Genomic DNA, 20,191 nt, shown 5'->3' with positions numbered 1-20,191 from the left:
GTCACCCTCCGAGGCTCGTGACGAGGTGCTCGACCACCTCGCGGGCGTCGTCCTCGATGCCGTGGATGAACGTCGACTTGCGCCGGCGCAGCACGGGCAGGCCCAGGGCGTACAACCCGGGAGCCCCCGGCACCACCCCGCCGTCGTGGCGCAGCCGCCCCTTCGCGTCGAGCACGGGCACGTCCAGCCAGCCGTACTCGGGCCGGAACCCGGTCGCCCAGACCACGGTGCGGATCTCGCCGCCGTTGAGGTCCAGCTGCAGCCGGGCCTTGTCCGGCACCCGGGTCGGCTCCGGGCGCTCAACCTCGCCGTCGATCCCCGCACCGACGGCCCACGCGTCGAACGTGTCCAGCAGCCGCTCCTGCTTGAGGTCGGCGAGGGCGAACACGTTGCGCAGGCCGCCGGAGAACAGCGCGCGGCCGTCGCGCACCGCGGCCCACCGCCCGACGAGCTGCACACCCAGGGCGGTGAGGGCGTTGAGGTCGAGGGTCGCCCGCTCGGCGGAGCCGACGAGCTGGGGCGAGGGCAGCCGCCGGGCGCGGTCGAGGTCGTCGATCTCGTCGTGGCGCTGGTCCCACACCCCGGCGGCGTCCATCCACCACAGTACGTCGCGGCCGCGGTAGGTGCGCGGCAGGCGGGTGTGCTCGCCCACGGCCAGGGTGACGGGGCGGCCGGAGCGGCGCAGCTCGGCGGCGAGCTGCACACCGGTCGCCGAGGCCCCGACGACGAGGACGCCGCCGTCGGGGAGCTGCTCGGGGCCGCGGTAGTCGAACGGGGTGCGCTGCTCGATCGCAGGCGGCAGCGCGGCGGCGAGGGCGGGGACCGCCGGGCGGTTGCAGGCGCCGCTGGCGATGACGACGGCCCGGCAGAGGATCTCGCCGCCGCTGGTGCGCACGCGGTACCCGCCGGGGCCGGCCGCCACCGAGGTGACCTGCGTGCCGGTGCGGACCGGCGCGGCGGCGACCTTGGCGAAGCCCTCGACGAAGTCGGCGACCTCGCCGGCGGTCATGTAGCCGTCGGGGTCCGGCCCGTCGTAGGCGTGGCCGGGCAGCCGGCTCAGCCAGTTCGGCGTGAGCAGGCGCAGCGAGTCCCAGCGCTCGGTCCGCCACGAGTTGGCGACCTCGCCGCGCTCCAGCACGACGTGGTCGATCGAGCGGGCGCTCAGGAAATGGCTGGCGGCGAGGCCGGCGTGCCCCGCCCCGACCACGACCGCGGTGATGCGTTCGATGATCCGTCCCGCTTTCAGGCGACCTCGACCGTCACGTCGGTCGGGTTGGTGAGGGCGTCGAAGACCGCGGAGCGCTTCTGCGACTGGGCGACCAGGGCCTCGATCTCCTGCCGGGTGGCGTCGGCGTCGATGTGGAAGGTCACCTTGATGTTCTCGAAGCCGTTGCGCACGTCACTGTCGGCGCCCAGAATGCCCCGGATGTCGTGGTCGCCCTCCACCGTCGAGGTGACCGAGCGCAGCTGGATGCCGCGGTTCTGGGCGACGGAGGCGACGCCGGCGGTCAGGCAGCCGGCCAGGCCGACGAGGAGGAACTCGATCGGCGTGATGCCCTGGTCCTCGGCGGCGAAGACCTCCGGGTGGTCGGCCTCGAAGACCGACTCCGACTTGTGGCTCTGCTCCTGGCCGAGACCGAAGTACTTCTGGATCGTGGTCGTGCTGTGCACGCCGTGCTGCCACTTCGAGGTCGCCCGCCAGGTGAACCGGGCGGCGTCGGGCGCGCCCTTGAGCGCCTCCCGCGCCTCCAGCAGTGCCTGAACGTTCACACCGTTTTCCGCTGTCATGCCGCCCGTCCCCTCTGGTCTACTTATGATGCTTGTTCCGATTACCTATAACACCCAGTGGAACTATGGACAATACGCTGATCGTCGATACCCGCCACCTCGACCTGCCGGAGCCCGTGCGGCTCGACTGCGGCCGGGAGCTGTTCCCGGTCCGGGTCGCCTACGAGACGTACGGCACCCTCTCCCCCGCCCGCGACAACGTGATCCTGGTCTGCCACGCCCTCAGCGGCGACGCCCACGCCGCCGGAGTGTCGGCGGACCCGTCGGCCGGCAGCACCCGCGACGGGTTCGGCGCCGAGGAGCGCGACGGCGCGGCCGGGCGGGACCTCGGCTGGTGGGACGGGATGATCGGCCCCGGGAAGGCGTTCGACACCGACCGGTACTGCATCGTCTCCACCAATCTGCTCGGGGGCTGCCGCGGCACGACCGGCCCGTCCTCGATCAACCCTGCCACCGGACGCCCGTACGGGCCGGACTTTCCGGTCATCACGGTCGCGGACCTGGTCCGGGTCGAGCGGGCGGTGCTCAGCGCGCTGGGCATCGAGCGGCTGGCCGCGGTCGCCGGTGGCTCGCTCGGCGGGATGCAGGCGCTGCAGTGGGCGGTGCTCTACCCCGACCAGGTCGACGCCGTCGTCGCGATCGCCAGCACCCACGCGCTGCACCCGCAGGGCGTGGCCTGGAACTTCATCGCCCGCGAGTCGATCATGGGCGACCCGGCCTGGCAGGGCGGGCACTACCACGGCACCGGCCGCGCGCCCGACGCCGGCATGGGCGTGGCTCGGATGGTGGGGCACATCACGTACCTCTCCGCGCCGGCCCTGCAGCAGCGCTTCGGCCGCGGCCTGCAGCACTCCGACGACATCCGCCTCACCCTCGGCGAGCCCGAGTTCCAGGTCGAGAGCTACCTTCGCCACCAGGCCGAGTCGTTCGTGCGCCGCTTCGACGCCAACACCTACCTGTACCTCTCCCGCGCGCTCACCTACTTCGACCTGGCCCGCGAGCACGGCAACGGCTCGCTGGAGCAGGCGCTGGCCGGCGTCAAGGCACGGACGCTGCTCATCGCGTTCAGCTCGGACTGGCTCTACCCGCCGGCCGCGTCGCAGGACATCGAGCGGGCGCTGCTGGCGCTCGGCAAGCCGGTCGAGCTGCATATCATCGACGCACCGTACGGCCACGACTGCTTCCTGCTCGAGGAGGCGCGGCAGACGCCCATCATCCGCCGGTTCCTGCACCAGGGAGAACCACTCACGTGAGCGAATCATCTCGCACCTTCGGCTTCGAGACCCGCCAGCTGCACGCCGGGCAGCGCCCCGACCCGAACACCGGTGCCCGGGCGGTGCCGATCTTCCAGACGACCAGCTACGTGTTCGAGGACCCGGAGTCCGCCGCCGCGTACTTCAACCTGCAGGAGTACGGCAACACGTACTCCCGCATCATGAACCCGACCGTCGCCGTGTTCGAGGAGCGCGTCGCCAGCCTCGAGGGTGCGGCCGGGGGCGTCGCGTTCGCCAGCGGCATCGCCGCCCAGGCCGCCGCCCTGTTCACTCTGCTGCAGCCAGGCGACCACGTGGTGTCGTCGAGGGCGCTGTACGGCGGCACCGTGAACCAGCTCAAGCATCTGCTGCGCAAGATAAACGTCGAGCTGAGCTGGGTCGACCCCGACGACCCGGACGCGTGGCGCGCCGCGGTCCGGCCGACCACGAAGGCGTTCTTCGCCGAGACGATCGGCAACCCGGCCGGCAACGTGCTGGACATCGAGACCGTGGCCACCATCGCCCACGAGCACGACCTGCCGCTCATCGTGGACAACACGTTCGCCACGCCGTACCTGTGCCGCCCGATCGAGTGGGGCGCCGACATCGTCGTACACTCGGCGACGAAGTTCATCGGCGGGCACGGCACCAGCATCGGCGGGGTCGTCGTCGAGGCCGGCACCTTCAACTGGTCCAACGGCCGGTTCCCGGTCATCGCGGAGCCGTCGCCGGCCTATCACGGGCTGCAGTTCCACGAGACGTTCGGCATGTACGGCTACCTCATGAAGCTGCGCGCCGAGACGCTGCGCGACCTGGGCGGCGCGCTCTCCCCCTTCAACGCGTTCCTCTTCCTGCAGGGCCTGGAGACCCTGTCGCTGCGCATGGAGCGCCACGTCTGCAACGCCGCGGCGGTCGCCGAGTTTCTCTCCTCCCATGATCTCGCCGCCAACGTGACCTATCCGGGCCTGCCGTCGAGCAAGTACCGTCCGATCGTCGAGAAGTACCTGCCGCGCGGCGCCGGGGCGGTATTCTCGTTCGACTGCGCCGGCGGGCGCGAGGGCGGCCAGAACCTCATCCGCGGCGTGTCGCTGTGGTCCCACCTGGCCAACGTCGGCGACGCGAAGAGCCTGATCATCCACCCCGCGAGCACGACCCACCGTCAGCTCAGCGACGCCGAGCTCGCGGCCTCGGGCGTCGGCCCCGGCACCGTGCGCCTGTCGGTCGGCACCGAATCGGTCGAGGACCTGATCTGGGACCTCGAGCAGGCCTTCAACTACGTCAGCAAGGCGGCATGATGGATCTGCAGCGGTACCAGAACCCGTCCACGATCCAGCGGGTCCTGCACAGCGCGGGCACGATCGCGATCGTGGGCCTGTCCGGCAACGAGCTGCGGGCCAGCAACTTCGTCGGCTACTACCTGAAGCGCCACGGCTACCGGGTGGTCCCCGTCAACCCGCGCGAGTCGCGGATCCTGGGCGAGACGTCGTATCCGAGCCTGCGCGAGGTGCCCGTGCCGGTCGACGTCGTCAACGTGTTCCGGGCGCCGGACGCGCTGCCCGGGATCGCCCGCGAGACGGTGGAGATCGGCGCGTCGACGCTGTGGTGCCAGTTCGGCGTCATCAACGAGGAGGGCACGCGGATCGCCGAGGAGGCGGGTGTCACGGTGGTGATCGACCGCTGCCTGAAGATCGAGCATGCGCGTTACGTGGGCCGCATGCACTGGCTCGGCTTCAACACCCACCAGATCACCGCGGTCCGCGGCGGCCTGCAGTAGATCCGCTGTACGTTGTCGAGCTGACGCCGGGCGAACCCGTTCAGATATCGACGGACGCCACCTGCTCCACGACGTTCGTCCCCGTCAGCCGAGCAGGTGGCGCAGGTATCGGTCGGGCTGGTCGAGGAACGCCCGGAAGTGCTCGACGACGGCGAGTTCGGACCACGCCGTCGCTCGGATGCCATGCTCGCCGAGTTCCAGCACGGTGGCCGCCGGGAGCGCGGTGAGGACCGGAGAGTGGGTGGCCACCACGATCTGGGCCCCGGCTTCGGCCAGGTCGGCCAGGCGGGACAGGAGGCTGAGGGTGGAGGTGAACGACAGGGCCGCCTCCGGCTCGTCGAGCAGGTAGAAGCCCGGCCGGACGAACTTTCGCTCCAGCAGGGCCAGGAATCCCTCACCGTGGCTACGCTCGTGCAGGTCCGCGTCGGGCGAGTCGTGCAGCGTCTCCAGGTACGTGTAGAGGCCGTGCGTGGTCTCGGTGCGCAGGAAGTACGCATCGCCGCGCCCTCCCGTGGCCCGCACCAGCCGCAGCACCGCGCCCAGCGGGGACTCGGTGGGCCGGCTGCGGTGCATCGCGCCCCGCGAGCCGCCCTCCGGATTCAGCCCGTACGCCTGCGCCAGCGCCTCGATCAGCGTGGACTTCCCCGACCCGTTCTCGCCGACGAGGAACGTCACGCCGGCCGGAAGGTCAAGCCCGCTGTCCAGCACGGTGCGCACGGCGGGAATCTGGGCCCACCACGCGTCCGCGTCCCACTCGGCACCCGGATCGCGCTCGACCCGCCGGACCGGCCGGGCGAGCCCCCTGTCGCGCGCCTGCATACCACGGACACTACCGGCCCTCCGGCGCAGGCGACGCCGGTCATCACGGCATGCCCTGCCCACGGCGTGGCGCACCGCCCGCCAGCACCCTGACACTCACACGGCGACACGACCTGCGGCGTGTCGACCAGGAAGCAGGCGCATCCGAGGATCTCGGAAGCGCGGCCCGCACCTGCTCCAGCGTGTCATCGTCCACGTCGAGGCGCAGCCGGAGCAGACGCGGGGCGCCGAGGATCACGGCGGCTCCTCCGTCGAATTCGAGGGACAGGTCCGGGCCGACCAGGGTCCATGCGTTGACCGCCCACGTGGCGACCGCGCCGGCACTGTTGATCACCTCGTCGACCCAGCCGGCGTAGCGGAGCCGGATCAGCAGAACGTGCACGCCCGCAGCGGCCAGGATCAGCGTGTGCTCGTCGCCGGTCTGCCGGATGTCGGCCCGCTCGACGCACAGCAAGGTGCTGCTGGAGGCCTTGCTCGGGATCGTCACACTTCAATCATGAACCTTCTCGCGGCGCTGGCCGGCCCGATCAGTGCATTGTTGGGCGTGTGGCTCGGGACGAGAATGAGCACCCGGGCGCAGCAGCAGGCCTGGGAGCAGGAGCGAGTCCGGCATGCCTCGGAGTCCAGAAGGGCGGCGTTCTCCAGACACCTGATCGCGATCCGCGCGTACATCACGTATGCCACCTCCCATCCGCAGGAGATCTCGGTAGTCCGCAACCCGGACGGCACCGCGCCCAGGCCGGCGTTCAACGACAGCGGCGAAGCCTTCCGCGAGGCCATCGAGACGACGTACACCGAGCTTCAACTTGTCGCGCTGGGCCAGGAGACGGTGAACCAGGCGCACGCGGTGTCCCGAGCCGCCCGAAGAATCGCGATCGCCGCCGCCGAGCACGATCCTGAGCTCAGGGCGAAGTTGCTGGTCTTCTGGGAACTGGAACGCAAGCTCGTGAACCAACTACGGCACGAACTGGGCGAGGAAATGCAACTCGCTTCGGCGTACGACCCCGAAGCCGTCCTGCCGTAGCGCCCCCTCGAACGGATCCGGTTCCTCCTCGGGAGGGCGAGGCGGTTGCTGACTACGTCGCGTTGCGTGCTGGCGAGCCGCGCTGCGGTAGCACAATGGCGGGGTGAGGCGCGAGGCGAGCATCATGCACCTGGACCTCGACGCCGCGTTCGCGAGCATCGAGCAGCGGGACAAGCCGTCGCTGCGCGGGAAGCCGGTCGTTGTCGGGGGCATTGCCGGGCGTGGGGTGGTCGCCACGGCGTCGTACGAGGCGCGAGCCTACGGTGTCCGCTCGGCCATGCCGATGGCGGAGGCGCGGCGGCGCCTGCCCGCCGGCGCAGCCTACCTGTCGCCGCGCTTCGAGGCGTACCGGCGCACGAGCACGGTCGTCATGGACCTGCTGCGGGAGGTCTCCCCCGTCGTCGAGCAGGTCTCCATCGACGAGGCGTTCGTCGACCTGTCCGCCGGCGACTGCGCCGTTTCCGCCGTCACCGCCCTGGCCCGTGACATCAAGGCCCGCATCGCCGCCGCGACCGGCGGCGTCACCGGGTCGGTCGGCATCGGCACCTCGAAGCTCGTCGCGAAGATCGCCTCCGACCTGCACAAGCCCGACGGCCTGACGGTCGTCGGGCCCGGCGAGGAGCTGGCGACCCTGCACCCGCTGCCGGTCACCAAGCTCTGGGGCGTCGGCCCGGCCACCGCGGAGCGCCTGCGCCAGGCCGGCGTGCGCACCATCGGCGAGCTGGCCACCCGCGACCTCGACGACCTGCTGGCGTGGTTCGGCCAGGCGCACGGCACGGCGCTGCACCGCCTGGCGCGGGCCGACGACGACCGCCCGCTGACCCCGGAGCGCGACACCAAGTCCATCTCGGCCGAGGAGACGTTCGGCACCGACGTCGCCGATCGGGGCCGCCTGCAGCACGAGCTCGACCTGCTCGCCGCCCGGGTCGCCCAGCGCCTGCGCGCCGCCGGCCTGTCCGGCCGCACGGTCACGGTGAAGGCGCGCTACTTCGACTTCACGACGATCACCCGCGCCACGACCCGGACCCAGCCGACCGACGAGCCGGGGCCCATCACCGAGGCGGCACGCCGCCTGCTGGCCGACATCGACGTGTCGGCGGGCCTGCGCCTGCTGGGCGTCGGCGTCTCGGCATTGTCGGAGTTCGCCCAGGACAGCCTCTTTCCCGTCAGTACCGCAGAAGCCTCCCCGACCCCCGAAGCCCCCGCCGAGCCGGACACCCCGCCACCGCCACCGCCCGACACCGAGTGGCGCACCGGCCAGGACGTCCGCCACGACGTGCACGGCCCCGGCTGGGTATGGGGCGCCGGCCTGAACCGCGTGACGGTCCGCTTCGAGGGCCCCAGGACGCCCCCGGGCCCGGTCCACACCTTCCGATCCGACGACCCGGCCCTGCACCGGAGCGACCCACCCGACTGGCGCTGACGAACGATGCCGCTGCCGCCGCGACGGCTCATGGCCGTCTCCGCGGCACTGCGCGCCATCCTCTGGTCCTCACCGCGCCGCGCCGGCCTACCGGCTCACCGGTGCCTGACCCGCCACCGCATGACGGCGACCTGGTTGCCGTAGCCGACAGCGAAGTGGCCGCCCGGTAGCGCAGCCAACGCACGCACCGCTGCCGGCAGCTCAGTGCGGCCCACCAGCTCCCCGGTGGCCGGGTCCCAGAACCGTACCGTCTTGTCGGTGCTGCCGGAGGCCACCAGCATCCGGCCGTCGGGCAGCGGGAGTGCCACCACGTTCCGTACCGCGTCGGTGTGGCCGGTCAGCGGCGCACCCACCGGCTCCCCGGTGCTCGGGTCCCACAACCGCACCGTCCTGTCATCCCCGGCGGAGGCCAGCAGCGTGCGGCCGTCCGGCAGCGGGACCGCCGCCAGCGCCCGGACCCAGTGGGTATGGCCGGTCAACGGCGCCCCTACGGTTGCACGGGTGGCCGGGTCCCACAAGCGCACCGTCCTGTCATCGCTGCCGGAAGCCAGCAGCGTGCGACCGTCCGGCAGCGACACCGCCACCACCGTCTGCACCACGTTGGTATGGCCGGTCAGCGGCGCACCCACCGGCGCGCCCGTGATCGGATCCCACAACCGCACCGTCTCGTCATCGCCCGACGCCAGCAGCGTACGGCCGTCCGGCAGCGGCACCGCCGCCACCGCGAGCACCATGTTGGTATGGCCGGTCAACGGCGTACCCACCGGCGCGCCCGTGGCCGGATCCCACAACCGCACCGTCTGGTCACCGCCCGACGCCAGCAGCGTGCGGCCGTCCGGCAACGGCACCACCGCCACCGCGAGCACCCAGTCGGTGTGACCGGTCAGCGGCGCACCCACCGGCGCGCCGGTAGCCGGATCCCACAACCGCACCGTCTGGTCACCGCCCGACGCCAGCAGCGTACGACCGTCCGGCAACGGCACCACCGCCACCGCGAGCACCCAGTCGCTGTGCCCGGTCAGCGGCGCGCCGGTCGTCCGGTCCCACAACCGCACCGTGCAGTCGCCGCTGCCGGAAGCCAGCAGCGTGCGACCGTCCGGCAGCGACACCGCCACCACCGTCTGGACCGCGTTGCTGTGGCCGCTCAGCGGTCCGCCCACGGGCGCGCCGGTGCTCGGATCCCACAACCGGACCGTCCTGTCGTCCCCGGCGGAGGCCAGCAGCGTGCGGCCGTCCGGCAACGGCACCGCCGCCACCGCCCGTACCGCGTCGGTGTGGCCCGTCAACGGAACTCCAACCGATGCGCCGGTGCTCGGATCCCACAACCGCACCGTCCTGTCGTCGCTGCCGGAGGCCAGCAACACGCGCCCGTCCCGCAACGGCACCGCCGAGAGCGCCTGGACCCAGTCGGTATGGCCGGTCAGCGGCGCACCGGCGGGTGCGCCGGTGGTGGGGTCCCACAACCGGATCGTCTCGTCGTCGCCGGCCGAGGCCAGCAGCGTGCGCCCGTCCGCCAGCGGCACCGCCGCCAGCGCCTGCACGACGTCGGTGTGACCGGTCAACGCGACGCCGACCGGTGCGCCGGTGCTCGGGTCCCACAACCGGATCGTGCAGTCGCCGCTTCCGGAGGCCAGCAGCGTGCGACCGTCCGGCAGCGGCACGGCGGCCAGCGTCCGGATCCAGTCGGTGTGGCCGGTCAGTGGTGCGCCCACGGGTGCGCCGGTCGCCGGGTCCCACAACCGCACCGTGCCGTCGGAGCCGGCGGAGGCCAGCAGTGTACGACCATCCGGCAGCGGCACCGCCGCCACCGTGTGGACCAGGTCGATGTGGCCGGTCAGCGGCGCACCCACCGGCTCCCCGGTGTTCGGGTCCCACAACCGCACCGTCGTGTCGCCGGCGGAGGCCAGCAACGTACGCCCGTCCGGCAGCGACACCGCCGCCACCGTCTTCGCCGTGTCCGTGTGGCCGGTCAGCGCGACACTCAGCGCCGTCGGTGCCGTGCTCCATACGGGATCCACCAGCGACCTGCCGCCCCAGCCGGCCACCCGGGCACGCACCGCGGCATCGAGACCCGCGAAGCCCGACGCCGCCACTCGCAACCGCTCACCCTGCCCCGCCATCGACGACCCCGCCGCCGGCAACCCCGCCGCCGACACCACCGCGGCCCACGCCCGGCCCCGCTCACCAGCGGCACGCAACGCCAGCACCAACCCGGCCGGATTCACCTCGGACAGGACTCCTGCGGCCGCCAGCAGATCACCCAGCCGGTCCGACGCCGCGCCCAGCGCCACCAATCGCCGCAAGTCGTCAACCTGTACCGCCGACCACCCCGACAACGCCGCAAACGCCAACTCATGCTGAAATATCACAACAACCTGTTCCTCGCGGGTTTCGGGTTCCAGTGCGGACCCCCACATTCCCCCGAAGCGCGGGATACCGGAGGATGCGGGCGGGGCCAGCTGGGCTGCGAGGCTCGCGTGGCGAGGCCGCAACCGATTACGGACACCTCCCCGGCGCGACCCGAGGCACGCATGCGGACCTGATCAGGCCGCGGAGCAGGCGCTGCAGCTGGGCGGGGCGCTCCCGCCAGGGCTGATGGCCGGCCCCGGCGATGGTGTGCATCCGCGCGTCCGGGACCACCGCGGCGAGAGCGGCGACGGTCCGGCTCGGGCGCGGATCCTCGCGTCCGTGGATGAACCGGCACGGCATGTCCAGTGACCGCGCCCTCGCCAGCACGTCGGCATCGGACCACCGGGCTGCCTCGGCGCCGAGCATGGCGTTGGCCGCGTAGTTGATCTGCTTCTCGGTTCGCGCGTCGGTCAGTGCCCACCGCCACCCGGCGACCGGATCGGCGTGGTCGGTGAACCAGGCCAGGGTCCGGAATTCGGTCTCCTGCGCGCGGGAGCGGTCCGGCGTCGCCTCCAACTCGGCCAGCCGGCGCCGCCGCTGGCCGGTCATGCGCCGGTCGCGCTCCCGACCGTACGGGCCGCGCCAGTCGCCGACCCCGACGCCGCTGAGGTAGCCGAGGCCGGCGGTCCGCTCAGGATGGGCGAAGCCGTAGGCGAGAGCCAGGCTCGCCCCGAACGAGTGCCCGACGACGATCCAGCGCTCATGGCCCCAATGGCGACGCAGCGCCTCCAGATCCGCCACGGACCGGGCGATCGAGTGCGAGTGCTGCGGCGACGGGTCCGAGCCGCCGCAGCCGCGCTGGTCGAAGCGGTGGACGCGGGTTAGCGGATCGAGCATCCGGGCCACCGGGCGCAGGTAGTCCCACAGGCCCGGGCCGCCGTGCAGGAGGACGACCGGCGGGCGGCCCGACGGGGTTCCGCTCGTCCATGTCCGCAGCCTCACCGGGCAACTGTATGCGAGACGACGCACAGGCAAGGCGCGAGGCGATGCACCCCGCGCTGGTCGCCGGGTGCCGCAGGTCAGCGCAGCACGATGCGGCCGAAGACCTCGCCGGCGTCCATCATCCGGTGGGCCAGGGCGGCCTGGTCCAGGGGCAGGACCTCGTGGACCACCGCTCGCAGGTCGCCGCGCGCCGCGGCGGCGAAGTGCTCGCAGCGCACGGCCTGGCGGGCGGGTGGTGGTACCGTCGCCGCGCTGAACGTCGCGAACGTCAGCGATCGCTGGAACGCCGCCATCAACGCGGTGCCGAGGTCCGCCGGGGGCTGGCCGCCCACCGCGCCGACCGCGACCAGGCGGCCGTTGGGGTTCAGCCGGGCGAGGAACGACGGCAGGTCCGGGCCGGCGACGACGTCGACGATGACGTCGTACGCGCCGGGGGCGCCCTGCCCCGAGCGGTCCAGCACGTGCGTCGCGCCCAGGCGGCGCAGGCGTTCGCCGCGCTCCGGGGACGACGTCGTGACCGCCACCGCCGCGGCGCCGCCGCGGGCCGCGAGCTGGACCGTCAGGATGCCGAGGCTGCCCGCCGCGCCGCGCACCAGGACCGACTCGCCCGCGGCGAAGCGGGCGTGGGCCAGGCCGAAGTGGGCTACCACGCCGGCGCTGCCCAGCGTGACCGCGTCGACGGCGGACAGGCCGGGCGGCAACGGGACCAGCTCGCCGGCCGGGGCGACCGCCTGCTCGGCGTAGCCGCCGGTGCCGGTGAAGGCCCACACGCGGCGGCCGATCCACGCGGGGTCGACGCCGTCGCCGGCCGCGGTGACGGTGCCGGCCACCTCGCCGCCCGGGATGTGGCCCTCCTTGAAGCCGTACGCGGCCAGGGCGCCGCGGCGGATCAGCGCGTCGACGCCGCCGACGCCGATCGCCTCCACGGCGATGAGGGCCTGGCCGGCCGCCGGGGCCGGGGACGGGAGGTCGATGACGGCCAGGCCCTCGGGGCCGCCGAAGGAACGGATCGCGACTGCCTTCATCGCCGCGACGCTAGCCGAGCCCGGACGCCGGAGCGGCGAAGTGAGAGCCGCGGGCGGTCATCTGCCTCATCCGGCGACGACGTCGACACGGCTCCAGGCGGTGTTGAGGTAGCCCAGCGGGTTCCACAGGGCGTCCGGGTGCTCGGGCTGGGTCGCGGCGCTGTCGTCCCAGGCGCGGGCAACGATCTCGGCCGGGCCGGGCGGCAGGTGGATGAGGGCGTGCCACAGGGTCCAGGCCCACGGGCCGGCCGGCGGGTCGAGGACGGCCTGCCGCCAGGTGGTGCCGCCGTCGGTGGAGACGTCGACGCGGGTGACCGCGCGATGCTCGCCGGCCAGCGCGTAGCCGTGCACGGTGTGGGTCCCGGGGGTGAGCGGTGCGCCGGGGGCCGGGGTGAGGACGGCGGCGTTGAGGGCGGCGACGCCGAGGGCCAGGCCCGCGCCGGGCGGGGTCGCCGCGGGGTCGGCGTCAGCCGGCAGGAGCCGGTAGTCGAGCGCCTGGAAATGGTTGGCGGACGGCTCGCGCCGCGCGGTGACTCGCTGGAGCCATTTGACGCTGCGGGCACCGATGTAGCCGGGCACGATCACGCGGACGGGGCCGCCGTGGACGGCGGGGAGCGGCTCGTCGTTCATCCGCCAGGCGAGCAGGACCTCGGCGGCGGTGGCCTTGGCGGCGGGGATGGAACCGCCGAACGGCTGGGGCGGGTCGAGGCTCGTGGCGTGGTCGGCGCCGGTGAACGCGACGTGGCGGGCGTCGTGGTGCGGTCCGGCGGCGGCCAGGACGTCGCGGAGGCGGGCGCCGCTCCAGCGGGCGGTGGAGACGGCGGCCGACCGCCACGGGGTCTGGCCGGGGATGTCGCGGACGGCCATGAGCTCGGCGCGGCGGTTGCCGGCGCAGCACAGGGTCGCGGTGACGGTGTGCGGCTCGAACTTCTCGCGCAGGTCGGCGAGGGACAGCTCCAGCGGCCGTGCGACGAGCCCGTCGACGGTGAGGCGCCAGGTGGCGGGATCCAGGGTGGGGACGTGGCCGTGGTTGCGGCTGTAGAAGGTGTCGACCGGGGTGATGGGCTGCCCGGCCAGCGCGTCCGGCGAGGGTTCGGCGTTGTACGGGTCGAGGCTGTGCACGAGCATGTCGTCGCGCTTGTTCCAGGTGCCCACCATCGCAGCGTATTCGGCCCGGGAGGGTGGCCGGCGGGATTCGCCGCAGCGGGTCAGCCGGTGGCGAGGCCGGCCGCGACGGCGGCGTCGTAGTCCTCGTCGATGAGCACGACGTCGCGCCCGGCCCGGTCGAGCAGGCTCGCGGCGATCGAGGCGCGGAAGCCACTGGCGCAGTGGACCCACACCGGCCCGGCCGGCACGCCGTCGAGCCGGTCCAGCAGCGTGTGCAGCGGGATGTGCACGGAGCCGGGGATCGCACCGTGCACGCGTTCGTCGTCGCGGCGCACGTCGAGCACCGTGCGCGGCTCGCGGGCCCGGGCGGCGGCGACGTCGGCGAAGGGGGCCCGCGCGGCGGCGGGGCCGGCGAAGGGAGGCCGCGCGGCGGCGAGGTCGGCGAAGGTGGCCCGCGGGTAGCCGCGGGTGGGGTGGCCGCCGGCGAGCCGGTCGAGGGCACCCGCGGCGGCGCCGTCGGGCCGGTCGATGCCGATGCGCACGAGCTGGCGCTGGGCGTCGGTGATCTGCCGCGGGGTGTCGCCGATCAGGGTCAGCGGCGTGCCCCACGGGATGAGCCAGCCGAGGTAGGTGGCGAACTGCGGGCCCAGGGCGATGCCGATGGTGCCGGCCAGGTGCTCGGCGGCGAACGCGGTGCGGTCGCGCAGGTCGACCACCCACGCCCCGGCGGCGATCCGCTCGCGCAGGCCGGCGGGGCTGACCCGCACGGGCGGGGACAGGTCGATCGGGCCCGCGCCCTCGCGGTTGCGGGCGCCCATGTGGGCGTAGTACGCCGGGTAGGCGGTGAGGCCGGCGACGAGCCGGGCGACGAAATCATCCTCGCCGCCGGCGGTGAACGCGTCGTTGCGCAGCCGCTCGCGGCCCAGCGTGCTGTCCGCGCCGCCGGCGGCCGATCCGGAGGTGCAGAAGCTGCCGAATCCGTGCGTCGGGAAGATGCGGGCGTCGTCGTCGAGCAGGTCGGCCAGCCGGTGGGCGGAGCGGTACTGCGCCCGGGTGAGCTCGTCGGTGCGCGCCGGGTCGACCAGGTCGGTGCGCCCGACGCTGCCGTAGAGCAGCGAGCCGCCGGTGAACACCGCCGCCGGCCCGTCCCCGCCGGTGACCGCGTAGGCCAGGTGGCTGTCGGTGTGTCCGGGCGTGGCGATCACCCGGACCCGTAACCCTCCGGCGGTCAGCTCCTCCCCGTCGCCGACGGCCCGGCGCTGGAAGGCGACCGGGTCGGCGGCGTTGAGCGCGTAGGGCGCGCCGTGGCGGCGGGCGAGCTGCAGGCCGCCGGAGACGTAGTCGTTGTGCAGGTGCGTCTCCACCACCAGGCCGGCCCGCAGGCCGCGGGCGTCGAGCTCGGCCTCGAAGCGGTCGAGGTCGCGTTGCGGGTCCACGACGATCGCGGTGTGCCCGTCGTGGGCGAGATAGCTGCGATCACCGAGCTCGCCGGTCTCCACGACCACCACGTGCACCATCAGTGCGACGTTATGCGGATTCGAGGGGAGGCGACAACCTTCGCGAGGGAGGAGCGGACCGCCGGTTGCAGCAGCGGCTCCGTGAGGGTGGCCAGGATACCGGGGCCGTGCCGGGTCAGGACCGACTCCGGGTGGAACTGCACCGAGGCGAAGGCCGGGCCGCGCAGCGCGTGGACCTCGCCCGAGGCCGGGTCGCGGGTGACCTCGACGCGGGCGCCGGACGGCAGCAGCAGCTCGTCGTCGCGGGCGTAGGCGGCGAAGGTGTTGTAGAAGCCGACCGGGCCGAACGGGTCGACCGGGCGCTGGACGCCCTGGTTCGGCGTCGGGCGGCGGGCGAGGCCGAGACCGAGGGCACCGCTGAGGATCTGGTGGCTCAGGCACACCGCCAGAAACGGTCGGCCGGACTCGAGGAGGTCGTCGAGGAGGGCACGCAGGCGGGCGATCTTCGGGTGGGTCAGCTCGCGCGGGTCGCCGGGGCCCGGGCCGAGCACCACCAGGTCGTGGCCGGCCGGCGCCGCGTCGTCGTATCGGACGACGTCGGTGGCGATGCCCAGGGCGCGCAGTTGCAGTGCCAGCATCGCGGTGAAGGTGTCCTCGGCGTCGACCACCAGGGCCCGGTGGCCCGCCAGCGCCGCATCGGGGCGCTCGGGCGTGAGCCAGAATCGCGCCAGGTGTTCGTTGCGGCCGGCCAGCGCCGACGCGATGGCCGGGTCCGCGGCGAGGTCCGGGGCTCGCGGCGCGGGCGCGACCGGGCCGCGCAGGGCGTCCAGCAGCGCGGCCGCCTTGGCCTCGGTCTCGGCGGTCTCCACGCGCGGGTCCGAGTGACGCACCAGCGTGGCGCCGACGTCGATCGTCACGCGGCCGGACGCGGAGATGTCCGCGGTGCGGATCAGGATCGCCGAGTCCAGCTCGTCCGGGGTGATGAGGGCGGCCACGCCGCTGTAGTAGCCGCGGCCACGGCGCTCGTGGCGGGCGATGACCCGGCAGGCGTTCTCCAGCGGGCTGCCGGTGACGGTGGGCGCGAAGAGGGTCTCGTGGAGGATCCGCCGCGGGTCGAGGGTGGTGCGGCCCCGGATGAAGTACTCCGTGTGCGCCAGCCTCGCCATCGGCCGCAGGTAGGGCCCGTCGACGCGGCCGCCGTCCGGGCAGATGCGGGCCATCATCTTCAGCTCCTCGTCGAGGACCATGGCCAGTTCGTCGGTCTCCTTGGCGTCGGCGAGGAACTCCAGCACGTCCGGCACCGTCGGGCCGCCGGCACCGTAGCGCAGCGTGCCGCTGATCGGGTTCATCACCGCCTCGCCGCCGTGGACGCTGACGTGCCGCTCCGGGGTGGCGCCGACCAGCGTGCGGTCGCCGGTGTGGATGAGGAACGTCCAGTAGGCGCCGGACTCGCGCAGCAGCAGCCGGCGGAAGCACGACAGGGCGTGGGCGAGGCGGTAGTCGTCGATCGCGGCGCTGAAGGTGCGGCGGATGACGAAGTTCGCGCCCTCGCCGGTGCCGATCTCCTCGTCGATCACCCGCCGGACCGCCTCGTCGTAGCGGTTGCCGGTGAAGGCGCCGCCGGACAGCGGTACCGCGACATCGGGCAGCAGCTCGGCGGCGAGGGGCAGCGGCAGCACGGATCGCGCGGCGATGTGCAGCGCGACCAGCTCGGCGTCGTCGTCGACGAACTCGAAGCCGCGCTCGCGGATCTGCCGGAACGGGACCAGGGCCAGGGCCGGCGAGGGCAGTTCGGCCAGCGTGTCCACCGTGGACAAGTGGCCGGTCAGCAGCTCGACGCCGTCGGCGGCGTTCGGGCGGTGCAGCAGCGCGAACGGGTCCATCAGAGCACCGCCGGGGCCAGCAGCCGGGCCGTCGTGGTGACCACGGCGCAGCGGGCGGCCGCGTACTCGAGGGCCTGGCGGTGGTCCTCGGCGGTGAGGTCGCCGACGGCGTCGGCGACGAGGAACGGCTGGATGTCGTGGCTGAACGCCTCGACCAGGGTGGTGAGCACGCCGATGCGGGCATAGACGCCGCAGACGACGAGCTGGTCGCGGCCCGCCTCGCGCATCCGGGCGAGCAGGTCGGAGCCGAAGAAGGCGCTGTACCGCCACTTCGTGAACACCCAGTCGTCCGCTTCGGGCGTGAGCGGCTCGGCCACCTCGCGGTCCTCGGGGGTCATCCGCATGCCGGGGCCCCAGAAGTCGGCCAGGAGGCCGCGCTCGGCGCTCGTCATGCCGCCGGGCTGCACGGTGTACGCCACCGGACCGCCCGCCCCGCGGCGCAGCTCGGCCACGTTCGCCACGAGCCGTTCGCGGAACGCGGGGTCGAAGGGCCTCAGGAAGTACCGCTGCATGTCGTGAATCAGCAGGACCGCCCGGGCCGGGTCCGGGCGCCAGCGCGCCACGTTGGCGGGGAGGTCCTCGGCGGTGGGCAGCGGGTAGGGCGGGATCGGGGCCATGGCCATGTCGGGGTTCTCCTACACGCCGAGGGTGGCGCCGCCGTCGACGGTCAGCGCGTGCATGGTGATGTGGCCGGCCCGGTCGGAGAGCAGGAACACGACGGCGTCGGCGACGTCGGCCGGGCTGGCGATCTTGCGCAGCGGGATGCCGACGCGGTAGGCGTCGAGGCGGCCGTCGATGGTGGCCCGGCGGCCGGTGTCGTCCTGCCACATGCCGCGCAGCATGGGCGTGTCGGTGGAGCCGGGCGCCACGAGGTTGCAGCGGATGCCGTGCGCGGCGACCTCCAGGCCGAGGCACTTGGTGAACATGGTGGCCGCGGCCTTCGACGCGGCGTAGGCGGCCATGCCCTGCCGGGGGGTGTCGGCGGCGTTGGACGCGACGGTGACGATCGCGCCGCGCCCGCGCGGCACCATCCGGTTGACGACGGCCCGGCTGACGACGAAGACGCCGGTGGCGTTGACGGCGAAGGTGGCGTGCCAGTCCTCGTCGCTGAGTCCGGCCGCCCCGGACAGGCGCAGCACACCGGCGGCGTTGACGAGGTAGTCGATGGGTCCGTTGCGCGCCTCGATGGTGGCGACGGCCGTCTCGACCTCGGCCGGACGCGTGACGTCGGCGGGCACGTCGAGCACCCGCAGCCCCTCGGCGACGAGGCCCTTCGTGGCGTCGCGGAGCTTGGCGGCATCGCGGTCCAGGGCGGCGACGAGCGCGCCCTGCTTCGCCAGCGCCTCGACGACGGCGGCGCCGATGCCGCCCGCGGCGCCGGTCACCAGCGCGATCCTGTCGTGCACGGTTGCCTCCTCAGCCGTTCCAGGCCGCGATGACGGCCATGGCCTGCGATGGGTTGAGCCGCGGGTCGCACAGGGTGGTGTACTTGTCGCCGACCCGCTCGGCGTGCGACGCGTCGGCGGCGCACTCGGTGACGTCGTCCGGGGTGGTCTCCAGGTGCAGCCCGCCGGCGACCCCGCCCCCGCCGCGGACCGCGCACTGGAAGGCCCGGACCTCCTCGATGACGGTCTCCAGGTAGCGGGTCTTGAGGCCCTGGGCGGTGGTGACGGTGTTGCCGTGCATGGGGTCGACGAGCCAGATCACCGGGTGGCCGGCGGCGTGGACGGCCGCGACGAGCTGCGGCACCCGGTCGACGAACGCCGCGCCGAGGCGGGCGATGAGGGTCAGCCGGCCGGGTTCGCGGTCGGGGTCGAGGCGGGCGCAGAGCGCGACCAGGTCCTCGGGGCTCATCGACGGGCCGACCTTGCACGCGACCGGGTTCAGCACCCCGGCGAGCAGGGCGACGTGGGCGCCGTCGAGCCGGCGGGTGCGCTCGCCGATCCACGGCCAGTGGGTGGAGGCCAGCAGCCGCCGCCCGGACGCGGTACGCCGCAGCTGCGGCACCTCGTAGTCCAGCAGGAGGGCCTCGTGGCTCGCCCAGATGTACGGCGCCGCCCGGGCCAGGTGAGCGAGGACCTCGCGGGACGTGTGGTAGCCGGCGACGAGGCGGGCCGGGTCGGGGCGGCGCCGGTGCGGGTCGGGCTCGGGGGCGTTGACGAGGTGCCCCCGGTACACCGGAAGCTCCCGGCCGCCGACGACCTCGGTGGGGCGGGTGCGGGGCTTGGCGAGCTGCCCGGCGAGGCGCCCGGCGCGCACGACGGGCTTGCGGGTGGCCTGCTGCAGGGCGCCGGCGAGCATGTCGATGAGGCCGGCCTTGCGCACGACGTCGCCGTAGCCGCACTCGTCCGGGTCCTCGGCGCAGTCCCCGGCCTGCACCACGGTCGCCTCGCCGGCGGCGACGAGCGCGAGGCGGCGGCGCAGGGCGAGGACGTCGGCGGCGCGGACCAGCGGCGGCAGGTGCGAGAGCTCCCCGGTGGCGGCGGCGAGGCCGGCCGGGTCGCCCCAGTCCGGCTGCTGCGCGGCGGGCAGCGCCCGGAGGTCAGCCATTGCCCAGCCCCGCGGCGATCGCGATGGTGCGGCGGGTCTGGTACTCCACCGCGGCGAGGTTGTCGTCGGTGACGTTGCCGGGCTGGTTGCGTGAGACGTTGCTGGCGCCGTACGGGTTGCCGTTGCTCGGGCGGAAGTGCACCGCGTCGGTGGAGCCGGTGGGCACGATGACCGCGCCCCAGTGGCAGAACGTGTTGTGCAGGGCCAGGATCGCGCTGACCTGCCCGCCGTGCGGGGCGGAGCCGGACGCGAAGGCGCCGACCGCCTTGTCGGTGAGGCGCCCGGCGATCGACGGCTCCGCGGCGGTGTCGAGGAAGTGCAGCAGCTGCGGCGCGGGCAGGCCGAAGCGGACCGGGGTGCCGAGCAGGATCGCGCCGGCCCACTCGAGGTCGTCGAGGGTGGCGACCGGCACGTCCTTCGTGGCCTCGGCGTTGCGCCGCCAGGCGTCCCGGTCGGTGGTCGCCGGCTCGTCGACCAGCTCCGGCACCCGGCGCAGCCGGACCTCGGCCCCGGCCTTGACCGCGGCGTCGGCGGCGGCCTCCGCGAGCCGGAACACGTTGCCGGTCGAGGAGTAGTAGATGACAGCGACGTTGGTCATGCGGCCCATCGTCGGCGGCGCCGAAACCGGTCGCAATTCCTACCAGTTCAGTATGTCAAGTAGGCAGGCGAACGCAGCCAGGACCACCATTTCGACGCGAAGCGTGGTGGCCGCAGCACCTAGGCACGGCTCCGCCCGG

19 protein-coding genes are annotated in these 20,191 nt (G+C 73.6%); 5 read left to right on the top strand and 14 right to left on the bottom strand.

The features are described 5' to 3' along the window. Nucleotide 1: 1 nt before the first annotated feature. Both ACQPY0_RS29285 and ACQPY0_RS29280 read right to left on the bottom strand, forming a co-directional pair. A complete protein-coding gene (locus tag ACQPY0_RS29285) occupies nucleotides 2-1,207 on the bottom strand; it encodes an NAD(P)-binding domain-containing protein (RefSeq protein ID WP_432994882.1) in 1,206 nt (401 codons plus the stop codon). A 35-nt stretch (nucleotides 1,208-1,242) separates the two neighbouring features. Continuing rightward, nucleotides 1,243-1,770: an OsmC family protein gene (locus tag ACQPY0_RS29280; RefSeq protein ID WP_432994880.1), complete on the bottom strand. Its 528-nt coding sequence runs from the start codon at nucleotides 1,768-1,770 to the stop codon at nucleotides 1,243-1,245. 83 nt (nucleotides 1,771-1,853) lie between these two features. Between ACQPY0_RS29280 and metX the strand changes: the two genes are divergently transcribed. Genes metX through ACQPY0_RS29265 form a run of 3 tightly spaced genes read left to right on the top strand, consistent with a single transcriptional unit; the run spans nucleotide 1,854 to nucleotide 4,815 of the window. Then, entirely contained in the window at nucleotides 1,854-3,041 is a 1,188-nt protein-coding gene (gene metX, locus ACQPY0_RS29275; RefSeq protein ID WP_432994878.1) for a homoserine O-acetyltransferase MetX, read from the top strand. Further along, on the top strand, nucleotides 3,038-4,336 hold the full coding sequence (locus tag ACQPY0_RS29270) for an O-acetylhomoserine aminocarboxypropyltransferase/cysteine synthase family protein (protein WP_432994876.1): 1,299 nt from the start codon (nucleotides 3,038-3,040) through the stop codon (nucleotides 4,334-4,336). The genes metX and ACQPY0_RS29270 overlap by 4 nt, the downstream gene beginning before the upstream one ends. Continuing rightward, on the top strand, nucleotides 4,333-4,815 hold the full coding sequence (locus ACQPY0_RS29265; RefSeq protein ID WP_432994874.1) for a CoA-binding protein: 483 nt from the start codon (nucleotides 4,333-4,335) through the stop codon (nucleotides 4,813-4,815). The genes ACQPY0_RS29270 and ACQPY0_RS29265 overlap by 4 nt, the downstream gene beginning before the upstream one ends. Nucleotides 4,816-4,899: 84 nt before the next feature. Here the strand turns inward: ACQPY0_RS29265 and ACQPY0_RS29260 are convergent, their stop codons facing one another. Beyond that, complete coding sequence (locus ACQPY0_RS29260) at nucleotides 4,900-5,634, bottom strand: AAA family ATPase (RefSeq protein WP_432994872.1); 735 nt, start codon at nucleotides 5,632-5,634, stop codon at nucleotides 4,900-4,902. A 43-nt stretch (nucleotides 5,635-5,677) separates the two neighbouring features. Next, nucleotides 5,678-6,121: a hypothetical protein gene (locus ACQPY0_RS29255; RefSeq protein WP_432994870.1), complete on the bottom strand. Its 444-nt coding sequence runs from the start codon at nucleotides 6,119-6,121 to the stop codon at nucleotides 5,678-5,680. Nucleotides 6,122-6,130: 9 nt separating this feature from the next. On the opposite strand from ACQPY0_RS29255, the gene ACQPY0_RS29250 reads away from it, so the two are divergent. Then, nucleotides 6,131-6,658 (top strand): hypothetical protein, encoded by a 528-nt coding sequence (locus tag ACQPY0_RS29250; RefSeq protein ID WP_432994868.1) that lies wholly within the window; start codon nucleotides 6,131-6,133, stop codon nucleotides 6,656-6,658. Between the two features lie 103 nt (nucleotides 6,659-6,761). Continuing rightward, nucleotides 6,762-8,081: a DNA polymerase IV gene (locus ACQPY0_RS29245; RefSeq protein ID WP_432994866.1), complete on the top strand. Its 1,320-nt coding sequence runs from the start codon at nucleotides 6,762-6,764 to the stop codon at nucleotides 8,079-8,081. A gap of 95 nt (nucleotides 8,082-8,176) precedes the next feature. Here the strand turns inward: ACQPY0_RS29245 and ACQPY0_RS29240 are convergent, their stop codons facing one another. From ACQPY0_RS29240 to ACQPY0_RS29195, 10 genes are all read right to left on the bottom strand, one after another. Beyond that, a complete protein-coding gene (locus ACQPY0_RS29240; RefSeq protein WP_432994864.1) occupies nucleotides 8,177-10,498 on the bottom strand; it encodes a WD40 repeat domain-containing protein in 2,322 nt (773 codons plus the stop codon). Nucleotides 10,499-10,577: 79 nt separating this feature from the next. Further along, nucleotides 10,578-11,432, bottom strand: a complete 855-nt coding sequence (locus ACQPY0_RS29235) for an alpha/beta fold hydrolase (RefSeq protein WP_432994862.1) — start codon at nucleotides 11,430-11,432, stop codon at nucleotides 10,578-10,580. Nucleotides 11,433-11,509: 77 nt separating this feature from the next. After that, the gene (locus tag ACQPY0_RS29230; protein WP_432994860.1) at nucleotides 11,510-12,457 is read right to left on the bottom strand and encodes a zinc-binding dehydrogenase; all 948 of its coding nucleotides are present in this window, start codon (nucleotides 12,455-12,457) and stop codon (nucleotides 11,510-11,512) included. A gap of 66 nt (nucleotides 12,458-12,523) precedes the next feature. After that, on the bottom strand, nucleotides 12,524-13,612 hold the full coding sequence (locus ACQPY0_RS29225) for a sulfite oxidase (protein WP_432994858.1): 1,089 nt from the start codon (nucleotides 13,610-13,612) through the stop codon (nucleotides 12,524-12,526). A gap of 53 nt (nucleotides 13,613-13,665) precedes the next feature. Beyond that, the gene (locus ACQPY0_RS29220; protein WP_432994856.1) at nucleotides 13,666-15,081 is read right to left on the bottom strand and encodes an MBL fold metallo-hydrolase; all 1,416 of its coding nucleotides are present in this window, start codon (nucleotides 15,079-15,081) and stop codon (nucleotides 13,666-13,668) included. Next, nucleotides 15,081-16,904 carry an anthranilate synthase family protein gene (locus ACQPY0_RS29215; RefSeq protein WP_432994854.1) on the bottom strand — a complete coding sequence of 608 codons (1,824 nt, stop codon included), beginning with the start codon at nucleotides 16,902-16,904 and terminating at the stop codon, nucleotides 15,081-15,083. The genes ACQPY0_RS29220 and ACQPY0_RS29215 overlap by 1 nt, the downstream gene beginning before the upstream one ends. Then, nucleotides 16,904-17,527 (bottom strand): isochorismatase family protein, encoded by a 624-nt coding sequence (locus ACQPY0_RS29210; protein ID WP_432994852.1) that lies wholly within the window; start codon nucleotides 17,525-17,527, stop codon nucleotides 16,904-16,906. The genes ACQPY0_RS29215 and ACQPY0_RS29210 overlap by 1 nt, the downstream gene beginning before the upstream one ends. 12 nt (nucleotides 17,528-17,539) lie before the next feature. Next, nucleotides 17,540-18,310, bottom strand: a complete 771-nt coding sequence (locus ACQPY0_RS29205; RefSeq protein WP_432994850.1) for a 2,3-dihydro-2,3-dihydroxybenzoate dehydrogenase — start codon at nucleotides 18,308-18,310, stop codon at nucleotides 17,540-17,542. Between the two features lie 10 nt (nucleotides 18,311-18,320). Beyond that, nucleotides 18,321-19,454, bottom strand: a complete 1,134-nt coding sequence (locus ACQPY0_RS29200) for a 3-deoxy-7-phosphoheptulonate synthase (protein ID WP_432994848.1) — start codon at nucleotides 19,452-19,454, stop codon at nucleotides 18,321-18,323. Continuing rightward, complete coding sequence (locus ACQPY0_RS29195; RefSeq protein ID WP_432994846.1) at nucleotides 19,447-20,052, bottom strand: NAD(P)H-dependent oxidoreductase; 606 nt, start codon at nucleotides 20,050-20,052, stop codon at nucleotides 19,447-19,449. Before ACQPY0_RS29195 ends, ACQPY0_RS29200 begins: the two co-directional genes overlap by 8 nt. Between the last annotated feature and the right edge of the window lie 139 nt (nucleotides 20,053-20,191).

The organism is Dactylosporangium sp. CA-233914, from assembly GCF_050942935.1.
In the GTDB taxonomy this organism is placed as follows: domain Bacteria; phylum Actinomycetota; class Actinomycetes; order Mycobacteriales; family Micromonosporaceae; genus Dactylosporangium.
Note: the sequence above shows the minus strand (reverse complement) of the source record. Positions and strands in the feature narration are given on the sequence as shown.